Annotated in this window: 20 protein-coding genes and 1 tRNA gene; 11 read left to right on the top strand and 10 right to left on the bottom strand. The window is 48.5% G+C overall.

Annotated elements, in window-relative coordinates:
* Window positions 1-640: 640 nt before the first annotated feature.
* The gene (locus BL107_RS06470) at window positions 641-940 is read right to left on the bottom strand and encodes a hypothetical protein (protein WP_156779409.1); all 300 of its coding nucleotides are present in this window, start codon (window positions 938-940) and stop codon (window positions 641-643) included.
* 2,315 nt (window positions 941-3,255) lie between these two features.
* Here BL107_RS06470 and BL107_RS06460 point away from each other — a divergent pair.
* The 4 genes from BL107_RS06460 to BL107_RS06445 all read left to right on the top strand — a co-directional run bounded on the left by BL107_RS06460 (window position 3,256) and on the right by BL107_RS06445 (window position 6,842).
* Window positions 3,256-3,447: a hypothetical protein gene (locus BL107_RS06460; protein WP_009789481.1), complete on the top strand. Its 192-nt coding sequence runs from the start codon at window positions 3,256-3,258 to the stop codon at window positions 3,445-3,447.
* A gap of 229 nt (window positions 3,448-3,676) precedes the next feature.
* Window positions 3,677-5,377 (top strand): protein adenylyltransferase SelO family protein, encoded by a 1,701-nt coding sequence (locus BL107_RS06455; protein WP_037988208.1) that lies wholly within the window; start codon window positions 3,677-3,679, stop codon window positions 5,375-5,377.
* A 59-nt stretch (window positions 5,378-5,436) separates the two neighbouring features.
* Window positions 5,437-6,405 carry a hypothetical protein gene (locus BL107_RS06450; protein WP_232192815.1) on the top strand — a complete coding sequence of 323 codons (969 nt, stop codon included), beginning with the start codon at window positions 5,437-5,439 and terminating at the stop codon, window positions 6,403-6,405.
* A 92-nt stretch (window positions 6,406-6,497) separates the two neighbouring features.
* Window positions 6,498-6,842, top strand: a complete 345-nt coding sequence (locus BL107_RS06445) for a hypothetical protein (RefSeq protein WP_009789477.1) — start codon at window positions 6,498-6,500, stop codon at window positions 6,840-6,842.
* Here the strand turns inward: BL107_RS06445 and BL107_RS06440 are convergent, their stop codons facing one another.
* Complete coding sequence (locus BL107_RS06440) at window positions 6,843-7,412, bottom strand: pyridoxamine 5'-phosphate oxidase family protein (RefSeq protein ID WP_037988205.1); 570 nt, start codon at window positions 7,410-7,412, stop codon at window positions 6,843-6,845.
* A complete protein-coding gene (locus BL107_RS06435; RefSeq protein WP_037988202.1) occupies window positions 7,409-8,326 on the bottom strand; it encodes a histone deacetylase in 918 nt (305 codons plus the stop codon). Before BL107_RS06435 ends, BL107_RS06440 begins: the two co-directional genes overlap by 4 nt.
* An 815-nt stretch (window positions 8,327-9,141) precedes the next feature.
* Here BL107_RS06435 and BL107_RS06425 point away from each other — a divergent pair.
* Window positions 9,142-9,540: a hypothetical protein gene (locus BL107_RS06425; RefSeq protein ID WP_009789473.1), complete on the top strand. Its 399-nt coding sequence runs from the start codon at window positions 9,142-9,144 to the stop codon at window positions 9,538-9,540.
* 104 nt (window positions 9,541-9,644) lie between these two features.
* Complete coding sequence (locus BL107_RS12910; RefSeq protein WP_198002328.1) at window positions 9,645-9,812, top strand: hypothetical protein; 168 nt, start codon at window positions 9,645-9,647, stop codon at window positions 9,810-9,812.
* A 183-nt stretch (window positions 9,813-9,995) separates the two neighbouring features.
* Here BL107_RS12910 and BL107_RS06420 read toward each other — a convergent pair whose 3' ends face one another.
* The 3 genes from BL107_RS06420 to BL107_RS06410 form a co-directional block, all read right to left on the bottom strand.
* Window positions 9,996-10,208, bottom strand: coding sequence for a hypothetical protein (locus tag BL107_RS06420; protein ID WP_009789472.1), 213 nt, complete (start codon window positions 10,206-10,208; stop codon window positions 9,996-9,998).
* Window positions 10,209-10,312: 104 nt separating this feature from the next.
* Window positions 10,313-10,681, bottom strand: coding sequence for an AbrB family transcriptional regulator (locus tag BL107_RS06415; RefSeq protein ID WP_009789471.1), 369 nt, complete (start codon window positions 10,679-10,681; stop codon window positions 10,313-10,315).
* 255 nt (window positions 10,682-10,936) lie between these two features.
* On the bottom strand, window positions 10,937-11,134 hold the full coding sequence (locus BL107_RS06410) for a hypothetical protein (protein WP_009789470.1): 198 nt from the start codon (window positions 11,132-11,134) through the stop codon (window positions 10,937-10,939).
* 220 nt (window positions 11,135-11,354) lie between these two features.
* On the opposite strand from BL107_RS06410, the gene BL107_RS06405 reads away from it, so the two are divergent.
* The 5 genes from BL107_RS06405 to BL107_RS06380 all read left to right on the top strand — a co-directional run bounded on the left by BL107_RS06405 (window position 11,355) and on the right by BL107_RS06380 (window position 14,752).
* The gene (locus BL107_RS06405) at window positions 11,355-11,534 is read left to right on the top strand and encodes a hypothetical protein (RefSeq protein ID WP_009789469.1); all 180 of its coding nucleotides are present in this window, start codon (window positions 11,355-11,357) and stop codon (window positions 11,532-11,534) included.
* 441 nt (window positions 11,535-11,975) lie between these two features.
* Window positions 11,976-12,434 (top strand): aromatic acid exporter family protein, encoded by a 459-nt coding sequence (locus BL107_RS06400; protein ID WP_050749869.1) that lies wholly within the window; start codon window positions 11,976-11,978, stop codon window positions 12,432-12,434.
* A gap of 829 nt (window positions 12,435-13,263) precedes the next feature.
* Entirely contained in the window at window positions 13,264-13,536 is a 273-nt protein-coding gene (locus BL107_RS06390; RefSeq protein WP_037988193.1) for a DUF3303 domain-containing protein, read from the top strand.
* A gap of 628 nt (window positions 13,537-14,164) precedes the next feature.
* Window positions 14,165-14,359 carry a glycine zipper 2TM domain-containing protein gene (locus BL107_RS13080; RefSeq protein WP_342453342.1) on the top strand — a complete coding sequence of 65 codons (195 nt, stop codon included), beginning with the start codon at window positions 14,165-14,167 and terminating at the stop codon, window positions 14,357-14,359.
* Between the two features lie 63 nt (window positions 14,360-14,422).
* A complete protein-coding gene (locus BL107_RS06380) occupies window positions 14,423-14,752 on the top strand; it encodes a hypothetical protein (RefSeq protein ID WP_009789463.1) in 330 nt (109 codons plus the stop codon).
* A gap of 618 nt (window positions 14,753-15,370) precedes the next feature.
* Here the strand turns inward: BL107_RS06380 and BL107_RS06375 are convergent.
* The 4 genes from BL107_RS06375 to lexA form a co-directional block, all read right to left on the bottom strand.
* Complete coding sequence (locus tag BL107_RS06375; protein ID WP_050749835.1) at window positions 15,371-15,673, bottom strand: DUF3104 domain-containing protein; 303 nt, start codon at window positions 15,671-15,673, stop codon at window positions 15,371-15,373.
* Between the two features lie 586 nt (window positions 15,674-16,259).
* Complete coding sequence (locus tag BL107_RS06370; RefSeq protein WP_009789460.1) at window positions 16,260-16,487, bottom strand: hypothetical protein; 228 nt, start codon at window positions 16,485-16,487, stop codon at window positions 16,260-16,262.
* A 343-nt stretch (window positions 16,488-16,830) separates the two neighbouring features.
* Window positions 16,831-16,903 (bottom strand) — tRNA-Ala (locus tag BL107_RS06365).
* A 62-nt stretch (window positions 16,904-16,965) separates the two neighbouring features.
* Entirely contained in the window at window positions 16,966-17,589 is a 624-nt protein-coding gene (lexA, locus tag BL107_RS06360) for a transcriptional repressor LexA (protein WP_156779405.1), read from the bottom strand.
* Window positions 17,590-17,636: the final 47 nt, after the last annotated feature.

Below are 17,636 nucleotides of genomic sequence, written 5' to 3'. Positions count from 1 at the left end.
ATCCTGGAGATGCTTGCGGATGAATTCCCGATCTACCACCAAAGCTTCGTCAAAGAGAAAAATCTAGAGTTCTAACCCACGAAAACTTAAGCAATCACAAATCCCAGTTGAAAACTAGAAGTGGAATCGCTTAAATCCGATTAATCATGAACAGGATGATGACTCCGTCGAGGCGAGAGAAGCTAGGCCAGCTCCTAGAACAGAAGTTCAACCAAGTCTCCGAAATCTCAAAATCCGATAGAGCAGAACACTTCAAGAAGTCGAACGGCTACGAGCAAGCTTTAAAGGATTGCCCGATTGACGACGCGTTGTTATGGATGGACTTTTCAGAATGCCTGTCTGAACTAGAGCAATTCGAGATCGCAGAGCTCTGCCAGGAGAGAATCGACTAATCGCAGCATGTTGTATACATTCGCTCAAGAACACTTCAAGTAAAAGTAACTGACCTAGCAGTTGATCGACATAAAAAGAAATTTCTTAGATCTCAAAGCCCCCTCCAATAAGCAGCCCTGAGTGTATATACAGTTAAACTACAACAAGACAATACCCAATACTCCAAAGCCCGTTCAGTGGCAGCCTGGAAGCAAAGAAAAATGATTGAATTAGCAAGTAATATAAATGCGCGATTCAGAACCTAAGCCTAATAAATCGATGCACAAATCAGATAAATAATCAGAGATACTCCGAAAACAAGGATTCCAACAGACGTCTTGATACGCATCCATTTCTTATCCCATTTGTATGGAGCCATCACCAAAATGGAAAAGAAAGAAGATCCGGCATACAGCACAAGGGTATGTTTAGGCGGTTCTTGTGAAACAAGCATTTCGATGCCATGCCACAAAAAAATCAGCATCGACGAATAAGAGGAGATAGCCCCAAGGTTGTATAGGAGTTCTTTACGTTTTGATAGCTGATTACCAAACCAATAGCGAGACATCAGGTGGCTCACGAACATGATCAGATCACTTTAGCGACAAATATTTCTGGGATCTAAGACTGCTTTACCAGACGTACGAGTCCTAAAACGTACACACCAATCGGATCAAACCCAACGTCTGTAGCGACATGAACAACAAACTGCTTGTCGAACACGCTATAAAGTGTGCGTAGCGAAAGCTACCTACAACGTTCACCTCACATTTGTGAGGCGCAGACAACCCAGGCCAAGGAACGGGGACCTGGACATCTGAGCAACTTCAAATGACATTGACCTATCGCGGACAGAAGTACGTGCGGATTCAAGGTGCTGATGCATCGAAAAAAGCAGGCTTGACCTATCGCGGCGTCTCATACGCCCAGTGATTCACTGCTAGAAAAACTGAAACGCCCCGAGTGATCGGGGCGTTTTTTTTGTAAGCCAAACGTTGCGTCGTACAAAGGGGCAAGGCCGCCCCGCCCGAATGGAAAAGACAGCCAATCTCGCTGGTTTCTGGTTGAGTCCTGTCGCTACCCAGTGTTGGGTTAAAAATTGAAGCAGAGGCCATCGAAGGCCAGCGACTCCACGGATTGAAGGGACACCTAGCGGGTTTGATGGGAAGCGGCCGACATTTTTATCGGCCTAGCAAAGTCTGGCGTCAACACCAGAGTTGAAAGCCAACGACCTTGCTTCGTGCCGACATCAATCAGAATTGTGTTGTAGCTAGAGGTATTTCGAGCGACCCAAAGAACCCGATAAGGAGGTCGAAGACATTTCGGTAGACGACAGCGGACAGGTAGGTCCCTGAACCCTTTGTGACGTTTGAGGAGATGTGATGGCTGACCTCAAAACACCACCGTGCAATTTTGGAGCGGCCAAATTCAGCTCCATCAGCGCAGAGACAGCACTGGTCCGTCCTGTACCTAGGCACTCGAGGAACCGACTTGGCCTTCGTTTTCGAGATGATCCCACAGGAGGCGCAAACAGGGTTTTGGAAGGCAACCTCTTCAAGAGAACTACCAGAAAACCCAGGTTGACGCGACAAGCCAGGTTTCGCCTCTATTCGAACCATTTCCTGATGTAAGAGTCCCAGATCTAGATCCCTGTATCGACCATCTCCATCGGTGAGAACGAATAACCATCGAGTTCTCAGACAAATCAAACCTTCATTTGTCCTGAAATCCTTACGCACGGATTTAGGTGGCTTGTGAAAGGTCAGATGCTGACTAGGTTATCGGTGAGAAATTTTTGAAGGGCCCACTTCCAACAAGCATCATTTTCATGGTGGTTGTTGGGAACGCCAATTGATGACTGACCGCACCCTCGACCTCACAAAGGCACTACGCGAAGCGCAGCTTCAGCGCCTGGAAGCATCGTTATCAGCTAAGTGTGCATCGCCAACAGTTAAAACGCAGAGATTGATGAAGGAAAGAGGGGATATTTCGCACGTTTGACTTTTGAGTGTCCTGTGACGTCTTGGTGAAAAGTGATCAAGATTCATTCACCAAAACAAAGCACATTAGGGATTTCTACTGAAAGTAGAGTTTGATGCCAAACCGACCCGTCGGACGAAAACCTTCAGGATATGGGTTCCTGGCAGGTATCTGGTCTGCGAAAACCAATTGCAAGAAGTGACCAACCTGTTACGCACAAGGGTCCGATAACTCAAGTCGATAGATTTAAAGAATAGATATATAGATAAATCACTAGAAATTATGGCTGACAATAAAAGCCAAAAATTTAACCTCTAGCAAAAAGTATTCTTATTGGATTCAGAAAGAGATTGTTGCTGCTCTACGAGCAACAGGTCTTTCGATAGAAGCGTGAGGCCAACACCCATCAGAGCGATAGCAAAACCCATATCTTTGTCTGCAGCCTTGGCTACATCCCTGGAAAGTATTTGATGTTTTTCCCAGGAGAAATGCATGAGTCTGCTGAACATGCTTTTTATATAAGCCATCCAACGCGGGAAATCGCTGTGGTGCCTTGGTTTAGGACATGTTCTGTAATGGCATCTATGTATTGGCTTGAGCACTAAATCCTGAAAACAGTTGCTAAGACTACAAAAGTGATTTGCTCTTTCAAAGCTTTTCCATTACTTTCAGCACATCAAGTCACCAGCCAATGGAACCAATCTCTTTGACTCTTGGCCAAAAATTTGAGATCGAGAAATTCTCTAGAGAAATTGATAGTTCAGACGATCTCCTCCAGTTGCGCACGATCGCTAAAGACTTACTCATTGCTTGGAAGCAGCAACAAGCTGCATCTGCTTGGGCTTTTCGACAATCCCAGGGGCTCTAATCCAAAAATACAGGTGACCTCCGAATTGTTCATCGATGGAGCAAGATCAAACCATTGTCTCAATTGAATTAGGCCTTGATGCCCTTCGTGTGATGCATCGAGCGATCAATCAAGCCTATGAAAATTGGCCAGGTGGCCGAGCGGAAGAACAAGAGTGTCTATTCACGATGAGAAATCAGCTTTATGCGGCACTCATGGACCAATTATTAGACATGGAAGCGATTTAAAAAAAACCAATGCAAATCCTGTCAACTCAAAGCAAGTATATTTGATAATTTTTTGCGTAAAAGATCAGACCAAGTAAATATTTATTTGATCATTTTTGCATTTTATTCGATCATGGCCGCCATAAAACCATCAATTATTTGATTATCTGCAAATTCATCGTGATTTGATGGTTTGGCTCAACCCAAGGTGACTAACATAGATTGAGATAACAAGCGGTCGTCGCAGCTGATGTCTTCCCATGAAAAACAGTTTTCAAGTTCCGGGATCACGTCGTTTCAAGAGTTCATCCGACATGCGGACTATTCATTCACAACAAATTTAAAGCCTGATCCGGCCTCTAGCCATGATGGAGATGATCATCATGCTCGAGAAGTATGTTCGGGTCATTTTGTACCCGTAAATCCAACGCCTCTAGTTAATCCCATATTTATCACTCACAGTTGCAAGCTATTTGAGGAGCTTGGTCTTCAAGAAGAGGTAATCAAAGACCAAGATTTTATAAAAATGTTTTCTGGAGATCTCGCCTCAATCAATTCCCCTCAATGTATCGGTTGGGCGACAGGATATGCCCTATCGATTTATGGAACTGAATACAATCAGCAATGCCCATTCGGCACCGGTAACGGCTACGGAGACGGACGGGCAATCTCAGTTTTTGAAGGCGTCTTTAAGGACAAACGCTGGGAAATGCAGTTAAAAGGGAGTGGCCCAACGCCCTACTGTCGAGGCGCCGATGGACGTGCCGTACTGCGATCGAGTGTGCGCGAATTTTTGGCTCAAGAGTTGATGCATGCCCTAGGGATTCCAACGACACGATCATTGACGCTGTTTGGCTCCCAATCGCAAACAGTCATGCGACCCTGGTACTCAGAGCAATCCCAATCCCAGGACCCTGATGTTTTAGTAGATAACCCCATAGCGATTAGCACACGGGTTTCATCATCGTTTCTACGTGTTGGGCAGCTGGAGTTATTTGCACGTCGGGCACGACTCGATGCCCATCCTCAAGCTTTCGAGGAATTAAAAATGATTGTGACGCATCTAATCAAACGAGAGTACAAAAATGAAATTGATCAGTCCCTTCATTTTTCTGAACAGATCATTTTGCTGGCTCGTACATTTCGCGAACGGCTTTCTTCCTTAGTCGCCAACTGGTTACGAGTTGGTTACTGCCAAGGTAATTTCAATAGTGATAATTGCGCAGCAGGCGGCTTCACCCTTGATTATGGACCGTTTGGCTTCTGCGAACTTTTTGACCCACAATTCCAACCATGGACTGGAGGTGGCGGACATTTTTCCTTCTTGAATCAACCTGTAGCTGCAGAAGCCAATTTCCATATGTTTTGGAAATCTCTCAGACTGTTGCTTCTTAACGATGATACAAAGCTGAAGGAATTAGATCAAATTCGGAAAGATTTTGAGCCATTTATACAATCAAAACTGCAGCACATGTGGTCTAAAAAATTGGGCTTGCCTCAATATGATCAGCAGCTCTGCGAAACCTTATTGAGCTTACTTGAGCTTTCGAAGGTTGACTTTACAATCTTTTTCCGTGAGCTTTCGCATTTGCCAAATAATTTTTCAGCTCTTAATAGGAGTTTTTATACACCGCCTTCTAAGCAGCTGGAGATGCAGTGGCAATCTTGGTTTGAGCAGTGGCAACTATTGGTTTCTAGCGCCAATAATCAACAGAGGGTATCTCAAGCCATGTTGAAGGTGAATCCCAAATACACCTGGCGTGAGTGGCTCATTGTTCCAGCCTATGAACAAGCGAGTCGGGGTGACTATTCATTAATCCATCAGCTTCAAGATATCTTGAATCAACCCTACGAAGAACAGACTCAAGCAATTGAAGACCAATATTACCGCTTACGCCCAAACACATACTTTTATACGGGCGGGATATCCCACTACAGCTGCTCCTCATAACTTTCAGTTTAAATTTAAGCCTTGTCAGTTTAATGGATTTAATACTTTCAAAGTCTTGGATGATTGCAGGATTCACGCTGTCATTAATATCAATTATTAGAAACGACTCACTACAAACCTTAGGGCCCTTCCTATTAGCCAACCAAAGCCGTGTGCCGAAGTGGTGGCAAATGATTTTTCTATGCACAGTATCCGTTGTGGTGTTGATGCTCGGCTGGAGCGTGAACGGAGGCGATCCTGCATGGGGTCGTCTCAATGTTCCAGGTCATGTCTTTACTCAGCCTCCAATATTTACCTGGGTGTATCTCATTCCTCCCCTTGCAATGCTACTGCTCACCCAATGGGGTGCGCCATTAAGTACCTCTTTTCTAGTGTTGTCGACATTTGAATTTAAAAACAGTTCGTCCCTAATTCAGATCTCATTATTCGGTTATCTGATTGCATTTTTAATATCGATTCTCCTCTACGGGCTTGGGCTCTGGGTCTTCGAGCGATGGATTTTTAATACGAATCAATCGAATCATTCGGTGGGCACAGTTTGGCTTATTACGCAGTGGCTAGCGACCGCATTCCTCTGGGCGATTTGGTTGGTGCAAGATCTTGCCAATGTGTTTGTTTTTTTGCCCCGACAACTTGAACTTCTACCGATGTTGATGTGCACAGTTTTGCTTTGTCTTGGTCTGTGCTGGTTAATGAGCGTTGGAGGTGGCCCTATTCAAGGGGTTCTTCGCACGAAAACCAATGCATCTGATCTGCGTTCCGCCACAGCAATTGATCTGTTATTTGGCAGTTGCCTAGTTGGCAGTGCCTTACTCACGTCCTTTCCCCTCAGCACCACATGGATGTTTATCGGTTTATTAGGTGGGCGTGAAAGTGCGCTGCGTTTTCATTCTCATCGGAGCAGTCAACCATTTGCGCTCAAGGATGGTGGTCATTGGAGTGAGGTTCTATTCGCTGATCTTTCAAAAGCTTCGATTGCAATGATTGTGAGCATCCTGATCGCCTCTGGCCTTCAGCCTCTTCTGTGAAAGGCCTGGATTAAGACTTCGTAGGCATAAATCCACATCATTGTGGCCCCCATGACCAGACACGGCTAGGAAGAAGATGGATGAGACTCGGCATGGGACGCTCTGTTCTACTTCTGATCTTGGTTTCCCCGCTATGCGCTGAAGTCGCCGCTACAACACCGGAGCCTGCACCAGCAGCACTTGAGACCCGTCAAACGATTCTGGAAGCGAATCGATATTTGGTGGACAAGGGATGGCAACCTGCCCCGAAGCAATTGCCATCTCCAGAAGAGAGGCGATGGTCAGCAGTTCCCTTGAGCAGCCTGTCCACCTGCTCCGGCACGGGAATTGGTTTCTGTCGGTTTGATTATCAGAGGAACCATCAGCGCTTGTCGGTGGTCACAGTCCCCAGCCAACCAGGACAACCATCGGTGGGCCGCGTCACACGATGGTGGTAATTAGGGGTTGAGTTCTTCAGTTCGCCAGTTTTGATGTCGCTGCCAGCGTGATCGTTGGTGTGGGTGCGGTCCAAGATGCAGACGTTCGACATGGTCGATCTCAATTCGCAAGACCGAGAAGTGATCTGGCATTGGTTCGTCATCAGATAAGGCCTCTGGAAACGTTGCATCACGGTTCAACATCTCTCCAGGGCTTGGCCATCCCCATACGGCGCGCCCCGATGGGCTCAAACTCAGCCATTTCTGTTGGCATAACTCACGGTTGTTATCGATTTTGATGACGTTGGCAACACCCCCAAATCGATATTGCTCTCGAGCCTTCGTGAATAGCCAGCAAATTTCAACAGCTGGTTGATGGTCAAGGTCCTTAATTTTTTGACTGCGCGTATCAGTGAACAGTTCCAATTGATGGGCCTCAGTCCAGGCCCGAAAAACCAAGGTGCGCACGCGCGGTTGTCCGTTCTGTCCAACGGTGGCCAGTTGCAGCCAACGGGCTGAAGGAGAGCGACCCTCACGTCGTTGCGCTGCTTTGAGCAATGGTCGCCATGGAGGAAGAACTGGAGTTGTCATGCCAGGTTGAAAAGTCGAGCCTGTTCTGCCGCGGCACGAAACACGATGGCGTGTCGACGCACCAAAGGCTCCAAATTGTCGTATCCACCTCCGATCACCGTTGCTACGGGGATTTTGCGTCGCAAACATGCATCCAGAACCAATCGATCTCTCATCAAGAGCCCATCGTTGCTCAAGTGGAGACGACCAAGTCGGTCGTCTCGGTGGGGATCAACCCCCGCATTGAACAAAACAAGTTGGGGCCTGAGTTGATCCAACACATCGGGGAGTTGATCACCGATGGCGGCGAGATAGTCCTGATCTTCGGTGCCGTCGGGGAGGGGGATATCAATATCACTGTTCACTTTCCGAAGGGGGAAATTGCTTGCGGCATGCACCGAAAACGTGGTGACGCGTTCATCCGCCTGAAAACAGGCGGCGGACCCATCACCTTGGTGCACATCCAGATCCACAATCAAAATCTTCTCGACTTCGTGTCGTTGAAGAAGAACTCTCGCTGCCACAGCGCAGTCATTAAAAATGCAAAAACCGCTCCCAAACTCAGGATGGGCGTGGTGTGTCCCCCCTGCCAAATGGTTGGCAAGGCCGTAACGAAGCGCCAACCGTGCCGTCAGCAACGTCCCCCCCACCGCAAGCCATGTGCGTTGCACCAGTGCCGAAGTGGCCGGGAGTCCAATCCGTCGTTGTTCCGGCCGCGTGAGTTGATCGCGGCTGAACGTTTCGTGATAACGGCGCGGATGGATCTCTTCGAGATCACGCCGAGAAATACTGAGGGGAACGTAAATCTGCTTGCGCTCAATCAGACCTTGATCAAGAAGGAGCTGATGCAGCAACTTGAACTTCGCCATCGGAAAGCGATGGGTGCTCGGCAATTCAGCGGAGTAACGCGGGTGGTAAACAACAGGACGAGCCAATGTCGAAGACTGATCCTCAAACTCACAGGCTGCAATGCTCGCTCAGACTTGGGCGAATTGGGGTAGATGCGAGCTCACTCAATCAAAAAGACCTCCAACAGTTGCAGGAAATCCCTGGTCTGTGTGAGGGGAGTCTCAAGCCCGAAACGAATGGCCAGCGATGGCCGCTCACCATGAGATGACTCAACCATGTCTAGATCGTTCGAGTTGTGATTTATGCACAAGAGTTGGGCTTTTGAACGTCGAAACAACTGCTATGGCACCACGACAATGCCAGCGTGCGCGGGGCATGCCTTAGGACATCGAACCATCGTGTTTGGGCTGGGAAGGAATGAGCTGGTCGATGGAGACACAGCGCGCCCAAGCTGTTTTGGGTAAGGCTGAATTGGATCGATCAGCGATCTTGTAGATCAGCTTGAATTCGCAAAACCCCCTGTTGTCGTTGATGGGGGGGATATGAACGCGAACTTCTGGAAGTCTCAGACGCGTCGCGGCGGAAGCGTATGGCGCTGAATAAAAGCTGGTCTTGGGTTTAACCGAAAAAATGGATGCTTCGGCCTGAGGTGCAATCGCGATCAGAAAACAAGTTGTCGCAAAAAACGCATTCATGCCAACGAGATCAGACGGGGAAGGTTAAAGAGGGGGAAACGAAGCGTCAAGATGGACGGAGTCGTCCAAAGTCATGTTGTCCTACTCGTGGTTGACGGAATCATGATGTTGATCTCAGTGATCCTGATCACGACTGATCAGAAGGGTTTACGACCTGAACGCCAAGTTCAAGAAAAGGAAACAATTCTTTCGTATTCCTTCAAACAATGAAAATAAGTTCTCAGATCAATATTCGTAGCTGGTGCTATGTGGGGACAACAGCTTTAGAAGACATGATCCTTGGAATGGACGAATGTGCTGTCAGAGATACACATAATGTCGTCTCATCTGATGAATTTTACGAATGCATCGCGATTATTGTTTGCCAGATGGGAGACAATATCTTTGCCCATGCAGCCCAAATTTCCGGACATTACAAAGGTGAGGCTAGCGACGTTTGGGATTGCAGTCGTGGGAGCGGACCACCGCCTGGCCATACCTACGAAATCAAGGCGATCAGCCGAATTCATCGGGTACCTGATGAACTTGCGGGGCCGATGAATGATCACGGTATTGCAGATCATTATCGTGTGGCAGTCTTACATTATTTACTCGACATGGGATAATGATCAAAACCTAACGAGTACGACGAAGGACAAAAACCAGTGAATTTTTGATTTAAATCTAAAACTTTGTTGCTGATCGGCGTTTTCTCGATCATCGTTCAACCATGAAGCAACAATCCTCCTTAGAAAAGTTTCTGGCGTATCTGCTTGGGTTGGTCGATGAGTACTGGGCGATGCGGCGTCCCTGGCAGTACGGAAGCGAAGATCCTCAGTGTGGATTGAAGTGCGAGGGCGATCGCTGTCAGGCAAGTGATCTATCGCCGCGTCACTAGTTGTTAGACCCCATCAAAGTCACGAACAGGAGCTGCTAAAAAGCGAGTGATTGTCATGGACCCAGACGTCCGTCAATTGATCATCAGTCAATTAATCGTGATCATTCTTCCCGTCGGGACACTCTTTGCTGTTTGGATTTGGATTCTCAGCTTGAGGGGTGGAAAGCGTTGATCGAAGGACGCCTAGCGAAAGCCAAATCCACCATCATCTGATGGCGAGGATTGATACGACTCCGAAAGCTGGCTCAGCATGGTTTGGACAAATGGATCATCAGCACCGGTTTCCTTTTGAAACGTCTGAATGAGATCCCGCAATTTCTTGATTGTGTGAGGTATTTGGTTGTCGAGATGCTCTTTGCTCGGTTGATAGCGCACAGAATCAATGCCTCCGTTCAACTCTAACCAGATCTGTTGGCCTGATTTTTCCAGAAAAAAATCCCCGCAGCATCGCTGCGGAGATCTTGGATCAAATTATTTTCCCTTTACGGGAAAACGATCGATCACTCTTCGTCGTCTTCGGCTCCGACAGGAACCAAACGAATCGCTTTCTTACCAAGCTTGATCGTGAACTCAGCACCTGGTTCCAGTTCCAGCATGGCGGTGTAAGCCTTGCCGACGAGAAGATTGCCGTTGCCTTGAACTTTGGCGGTGTAGCTCAACTTGCGGCCACCTTTGCCAATTCCAGCGCCACCACCAGTCGCCAGGCTTACGCCTTTGGCTTCCAAAAGAGCTTCATAGAAAGCGGTGAAATTTAAACGATCTCCGCCATCCTTTTTCGTGGATACGTAACCGCAGGCTTTGACAAGGTCGGACTTGGACACATCGCCAAGCTCCTTTACTTTGGCGAGGAGGTCGGAACCGGTGAGCATTGATTGTGTAAATCAGATAACTAATTAATAACTCATCAATCCATACGTTGTCAATTCTCCCCAGGCCATTCTTTTGTCTTCTGAACTCGCCTTGTCGATCGACTCTTCTCGATAATTTTCGTCAGTCCGCAGATCTTTCTCCATCCCAGGTAAGGGTTTTATGGCATCAAGGCTTGGGGGGGGTTGTGTGTATTCCTCTGGATATTGGAACTGGCGTTGATTCCAGTTCGAACCATCGTTCTGCCTCTCTGGTCTTCAATCCACGCAATGGCTTTCTGAGTCGCTGCTGCGCCTTTGTTGACGCCTACTTTGCATGCCAACCAGAAACATCACCATCACGACAACCACCACCAGAATCACTTCGACGATGCCAAGGGCCATCACAATGATGGAAATGGTGTGTGCCATCGAAACGGTGCGGAGATCAACGTCTGTTGGGGAAACCGCATACAACAGTCAGTTCGAATGAATTGGTTTGGATGAGTCCGTTTGGATAACCGCGTGATTGGAAGCGATGGTGGTGTTGATCAAACCATCGCTCCTGATCCCTACCACCTGGCTTGCGGTTGGATCACAAACTTAGGGATTGCTTGCGATGCGGAATAGATAGGTGAAAGAGCCTGTTGTTTTATTAGCGAAATCGGGCCACAACATAGGGAGATAATTTTCACGAATGGCAAGGCGACGTTTTCAAGACACCCGTCCTCTGACGAATGAGCAGGGATTATTGGCTTTGATCTTGATGGGTATGGGATTGACCATTGGCGGCGTCGTGGCCACCTGCTTCCTTGCTTTAAGCGAGGGGGCCAACCAAGGCGCAGAGTTGTGGCTTTCCGGCCAGTTGTCTTTTTAGAATCGAGTCAATCTTGGCGTTGTTCCGTCGTCGCCGCCTTAAAAAGCCTATTGGATCTGCTTGAGGGAGAGCCAATAGGCTTTTTAAGGCTCTTCCTACAGTTTTTTCCCAAGGACCAAGCTTCATATCAAAAACAACGTCCAGCTCCGTACGGCGACTTGTTTGATACGGAGATCGGTGCGCGTGTGATGCCTTAAAACAGATCCTGCACCGAGCTGTTAGAAGATGCTAAGAAAATTGCCAATCATCAAGCTGGTCCACGCTGGGACGCCAGTACATGTTTGGAGAGACATAATTACCTTGTGAGGAAAAAATCCTTCACAGGGTGGAAACAAGGACACACTCCTGAGATTGATTTCGTAACCCCTGCCTTCGGCGGGGGTTTCTTTTTGGGTCTGTGTTGCCCTTTTGTTGATCTATCAAAAAAGGAGCTCGGTCATGATGAGCAGGGCTTCGATCAGCTCCTCCCTACAAATTGCGATCGCAGCCGTTCTTGCTTTAGCGACGGCCCAAGCGCTGAAGCTCCCAGATGCGTACTGGGCGCCAATATCAGCCATTGTTTGTTCTCTAGAGGCCTTTGATCGTGCCTTTGAAACCGCCCGACGTCGCTTAATTGGAACACTTCTCGGCGTTGTGTTGGCGGCTATTCAAGTGAGTTTTGTTCCACAATCACTCTTGGCCTATGGACTCTGTATTGGACTGTTGGGATATCTTTGCAATGCAGCAAGACTGCATCCGAGCTCATTACGGTTCGGAGCGATCGCTTTTACCGTGGTGGTCACCGAGGCTAATCAAGCCGCAATTTGGGTGACGGCAGCGACCCGCTTTATTGATGTAGCCCTCGGCATCCTTGTGGCACTTTTGGTGATCCAATGCTGGCCAATACGATCAAAATTGTAATTTTGAATATTCGAAACAACAATGGGTGTGGTTCCAGCCTTACTCCTGCTTTCTAAATGATTCGATGAAGGTCTCCCTATGGGATCTTGTGTTCGTTGGGCTGGCGCGCTTCAGTCTTGGTCGTTGTTAGGTCTTGGTTGATAGCTCGTACGGCATTCACGGAGACGACGATGCCCAGTAGAGCGATAAAAATCATCATTATTGCGATAAGAAATACTTGAAAAATCGCTTGCAGGATTTATTTTCTATGCAAGATGTTTTGCAAGATGAAGGATTCCGTCGTGGTTCAGATCTTCCTCGGACATGAGCATGAAGAGTGATGCCTGTGCTCTCACGATCCCAGCGAAACCCTTATGCGTCATCACCCATTTGGGGGATCCTGAGGAATTGTTGAACCCTCAACGAGTGATTGGCACGACAACCGCAATCACTCCATCACAAGCGCAACCTATTAAGCGACCAATCAATTTTTCCTCGCTCAAAGCATTTAGTTCTATTGAGTAAGCCAGCCGAAGCGTCAGGTTGTTGCGCAGATTTCATGAACTTGCGTAAATCAGTGCATCGGCAAGCTCGAAATTGCAATCAACAGAAATGTTGGAGCATCGGAATTACTCTAGATTTTTTTGGAGTGTTGCTCACGGGCTCTGCCCTCATTCCAATGGTACAAACGCCAAAAGAATTAGCTTTGCTTGGTGGCTCCTTCCTCATTGGTTTAGGGGCTTTGGAAGTTTGCCTTCGCTTTGGAGGCTTTTGACACAACACCAAGGTTCGATTCGTAACGGACAAAGACGCAAGATACTGTCATTGTCTGAGTGTCAATTCATCTCGCATGACCTTTTTAATGCACTGGTCTTTTAAGACTGGTTACCACGAAATTGCCGCCAAGAAGTTCTTAGCCACCGGGGCTCCGTTTCCTGAATGCAAGTCATGGAAGAGATTCCATGCTCCGGGTTCCGTCGAAGGTTGGATTTTGGTTGAAGCCGATACTGCGGACGCTTGCTATGAACATGCTGCCGAATGGGCTGAATGCCTCGATTGGGAGGTGACACCAGTGCTGACCGACGATCAAGCTGGACCTCTAATGGCCAAAGCCTACAGCTGATCTGGCCTCCATCAAAATGGGGGCAGCGCATCAAAACCATCTAAAACGGCTGGCTTTGATGCGCTAATTTTCCCTAATCAATGTATGAGCAACGACAACCATTGATCAAGAATCAATTCTTCACCCCTCACTCAAGCTTAACGATAAAATGAGGCCATCCAAGCCAATAAATAAACTATAATCTAAATATTTTAATACCTATTTTCAGCTATCCACGGATACCACTAGCCAATAATTAAGTTCCCAAACGTTGTTCCTCATCAGCCATCGGAACTGAGCAGACTCTCCATCACGAGTAAGCCGTCTGAATCATCGCCTGCGTTTTGGTGATCGGATGTAGCAAATTCGGGCTTGATCCCAAACCTTTTTCGATGCAGGATTCTTAAGTCGTCGAGGTGATGTTGTGAAACGCTTGATCTCTGCTCTATTGGCTCTGCCACTTTCATGGTCGGTTGGGGAGCCGCTCTTCGCTGAAACGACGTATCAGCCTGGATACTCAACAAGTTCACAGTGCTTTCGCGATGAGTACCGAGAGGAATATGTCCCCGGCACCCCAGACAAGCCAGGACATGTTCGCCATTGGACCGAAAAGGTTGAAATCCCCTGCCGTTCAAATCCTTCTGCTCGCATGCCCTCAGCGCCTGAACATTCATCGAAGGCGCCAACAGTTGATGACAACAGCTGCATCGAAGGGAGCATTCTTGGTGGACTTCTCGGTAGTGCTGCAGGAGCGGCTTTATCGCGGGGGGATGGCCGCTGGATTGGCGTACCCGTTGGTGGAGCAGCGGGAGCGATGCTTGGTTGCCAAGTCGATGGGGGCTGAAACCACAACCAAAGACAGCTTGAGGCCATTCCGTTGATTCACCTCTAACTCTTCTGATTGCCGATGATCCGCATCACTCTGGCAACTGTTGCCATCACTTTCGCCGCCATAGCAACCCCTGCAATGGCCGACACCGCTGAAATTTGGTGCTTCACGCAGCAAACCGGTCAGCAACCCACTGAAACGAAGAGATGCAGCTTCAGCCAGTCGGGCGGGAACGTGAGCGTGTACCGCGGGAGTATCGAATATCGATTTACCTCTGAGCATCAAGGCAAGTTTTATACACGCACCAACGGCTACGGCGGAATCGTGTTTCGATCACCCAATGGCTTGCTACGGGTGTTTTGGGAACAGCCATGCAATGAATGGAGCGGCTGTGCTGGCGACGGCTGAACTCACTTAAAGCCCGATCTCTTTCAGTGCTCAAATGAAACGACGACAAGCTTTTGAAGAGGAACAGACGAGCTTATAGGCCATTGATTGCAGCACGACCAGCACCAATACCAACAATTGAGACGCATAAGTACAATTACTCTTAAGAAGTTTTTTGTAGTTTATGATGCAAACTACCTAAACTCAAGCTATAAAGTGTCATACAACAAGGGAGACTGCATGAATTTTACGCTTCCCACCATCGCATTAGGCGCATTTATATCTATCTGCCTTCATTTCTTACTAGCTCCGATACTCGGCTAAAAGCCAAGTCTCGCCTCCTCGATCAAGAGCTGTTTGGAAGTCAAGTTCGTGTTCAATACGTCGGATCAATCACCAATCTCTCATCGAAACTTGATTCTTCAAGCTGGAGATATGGCGACAAAGCTTTGAGCAAAGCATCGCACATTTGCGTGAGATGGTCGAAGCAGTATTGACCATGTTTTCAGCTATCGAGACCATTCATGGCATTAGGAGAGAGCAAGCACCTAGTAGCAAGCAGCTGGCGTTGATTATCGCCAGCTATCTCCCGACAAAACATCAATAGCCCCGTCACAAGGCGGGGCTATTAGTCGTTAATCACGATCCGACGTGCTTCCGGCTGAGGTTCAAACCCATGGGAATGATGTGAGTCACCAGATCAGCGTTGACCCAACGGACCACGCCCGAATCCACATCGGCCACTTGGAACAAGGTCGGCGCCTTGGGATTCCGTGCACCTCCCTTCACAAAGATCACGTCTGCCATCCACCAGCTTTCGGACTGATCAGGCTGGCCAGTTTCTGGCAGGAGTTTCACAATCACCGTCATACCTGCCTTGACCGACTGGAACAGGGCTTCACCCTCTTTGATCACGACGGGCGCTGAATGATCAACAGACAAGATCGGGCTGCATAGCTCTGATGTACTAGCTCCGTTTGCGCTCTTGCGGCAAGGAGCAGCCCCACCGAGCCGTTTGGGGAGCTGCAGCCCTGCTGCGAGTCCATCGGTTCTCCATTCCCCGATGGACCCTATTCATCGCAGCAGTAAACGATGAACTGAACAAACTCTGATTAGTCCTCAGAACCATCCGGGGGCACTAGTAACAGCTCAACGCATCAGATGAGACCAGGGCCTCAATCATTCAGCTTGCATTGCATGGCATCGCTGGGAACGGCTAATCCACAGCTCTTTTGCTCAACAGGGCTTTTTATTTCTTTGATCACTGCCTAATCACACCTAAATGGCATTCGATACCTGGCACTAAATAAACATCACACCGTCGCAAGATGGTTTTTTATTGCAGCGGGGGATATTCCAAGCAGTCATCCACCTGCAATGACACTCGACACTCAGATGACCCTTGCCCTGCTGCAAGAACTGCTGTTGGCAGTACGAGCTAATGATGCGGAAGGCTTCAAGGAAAGCACATAGTTTTCCTCAATTGCTAAGAGTTTTCTCTACTTTTCAGAGCTTTCGCCAATAGTAATTATGCCGCTTTGGAATGACTCCGTTTCGCTCGACGTGGCTTGCCTTGCTTTGGCTGCTCAGATGCCTTGAGGTAAACCTTCTTCCCCTTGGCATCGATTCGATACAAGCCACCTTTTGGACCTCGATGAATCTCGGACACTTGATCGACTCGAACCGTCTGCTGAGTCCGCTCTTTAAGCGTTGACTCCTTTGACTGATCAGGCTTTTTGAGGAACAGCCATTTCATCACTGAACCAAGAGCGTTGAACACAATCAGAAAGATGAAGTAACAGCCCTAATAAAGCGTTGCTGTCAAGAGTTCAATGCACTAACCAAGCCGAAGAGAACTGCTGTCCCGAGTGTTACTAGCGACGTCATGGCCAGTTGTTGCGCTCGACGAATGTCCGAGGGTCGATTGAAGAGTGAAGACATCACATCCCACTTGAACCGAGTGTTTCGACTTTTTGTGCCAGCAGAGCCGCTTACCGCCATTTTGCGCATCAAAAGTGATATTTAGCCATTTAGGCGTTAAAAAGGCGGCCCTTAAAAGCCGCCAAAAAACCCTGTCAGTGACTGGTTTATTCTTGAAATGGAGCCAAGCGGATTCGAACCGCTGACCCCCTGCATGCCATGCAGGGGCTCTACCAGCTGAGCTATGGCCCCAAAAACGTTGGAATTGCCCTCGAGCAATCCTTCGTCGTGAGGACTTTACACCGTGAAGACCCCTAAACCTGGCGCCAAACAGCGACGAGCTTTCCTTGGACTTGCACCTGTTCCGCTGGCAACTCAATCGGGGAATAGGCCGGATTAGCTGCCTCCAGCACAACGGTGGGGCCCTGGCGATGGAAATGTTTAAGCGTGGTGCCGCTGCCAGCAACCAATGCACTCACCACCGTGCCATCCCTGAGCCGTTGTGGGTCGATCACGGGCTCCATCAACACCACATCACCGTCAGCGATATGGGCATCCACCATCGAATCGCCATTCACCGTTAGGGCAAACAACCCTCGAGTTTCTAAAACTGGCGCCAGGTCTAGGTGATCTTGCACATCGTCAAAGGTGTCGACCAAACCACCCGCAGCAACGGCCCCCAACACGGGAATACCAACGGACGCCGCCACATCACCGAGCAATTGCAGCGTTCGGGCTTGTCCTTCTTGCCAAGTGATCCAACCTTTCTGTTGGAGATGGCGCAAGCGACTCTGCACTGGAGCTGGAGACCGCAAGCCCATGGCTTGCATCATCTGACGAATCGAAGGGCTATGGCGATGGGTGCCGATGTAATCGGCGAGCCAGTCGTACAACTCCTGTTGTGCGGAGGTCAGAGCCTCCTGGGGGTTGGCGGCCACCAGCAATCAATCATTGAACAATACATTTGTACCCCCAACCAAGCCTG

Origin of the sequence: Synechococcus sp. BL107, from assembly GCF_000153805.1 — a bacterium.
In the GTDB taxonomy this organism is placed as follows: domain Bacteria; phylum Cyanobacteriota; class Cyanobacteriia; order PCC-6307; family Cyanobiaceae; genus Parasynechococcus.
The sequence above is the reverse complement of the archived record's forward strand: the minus strand, read 5'-3'. Positions and strand labels throughout refer to the sequence as shown.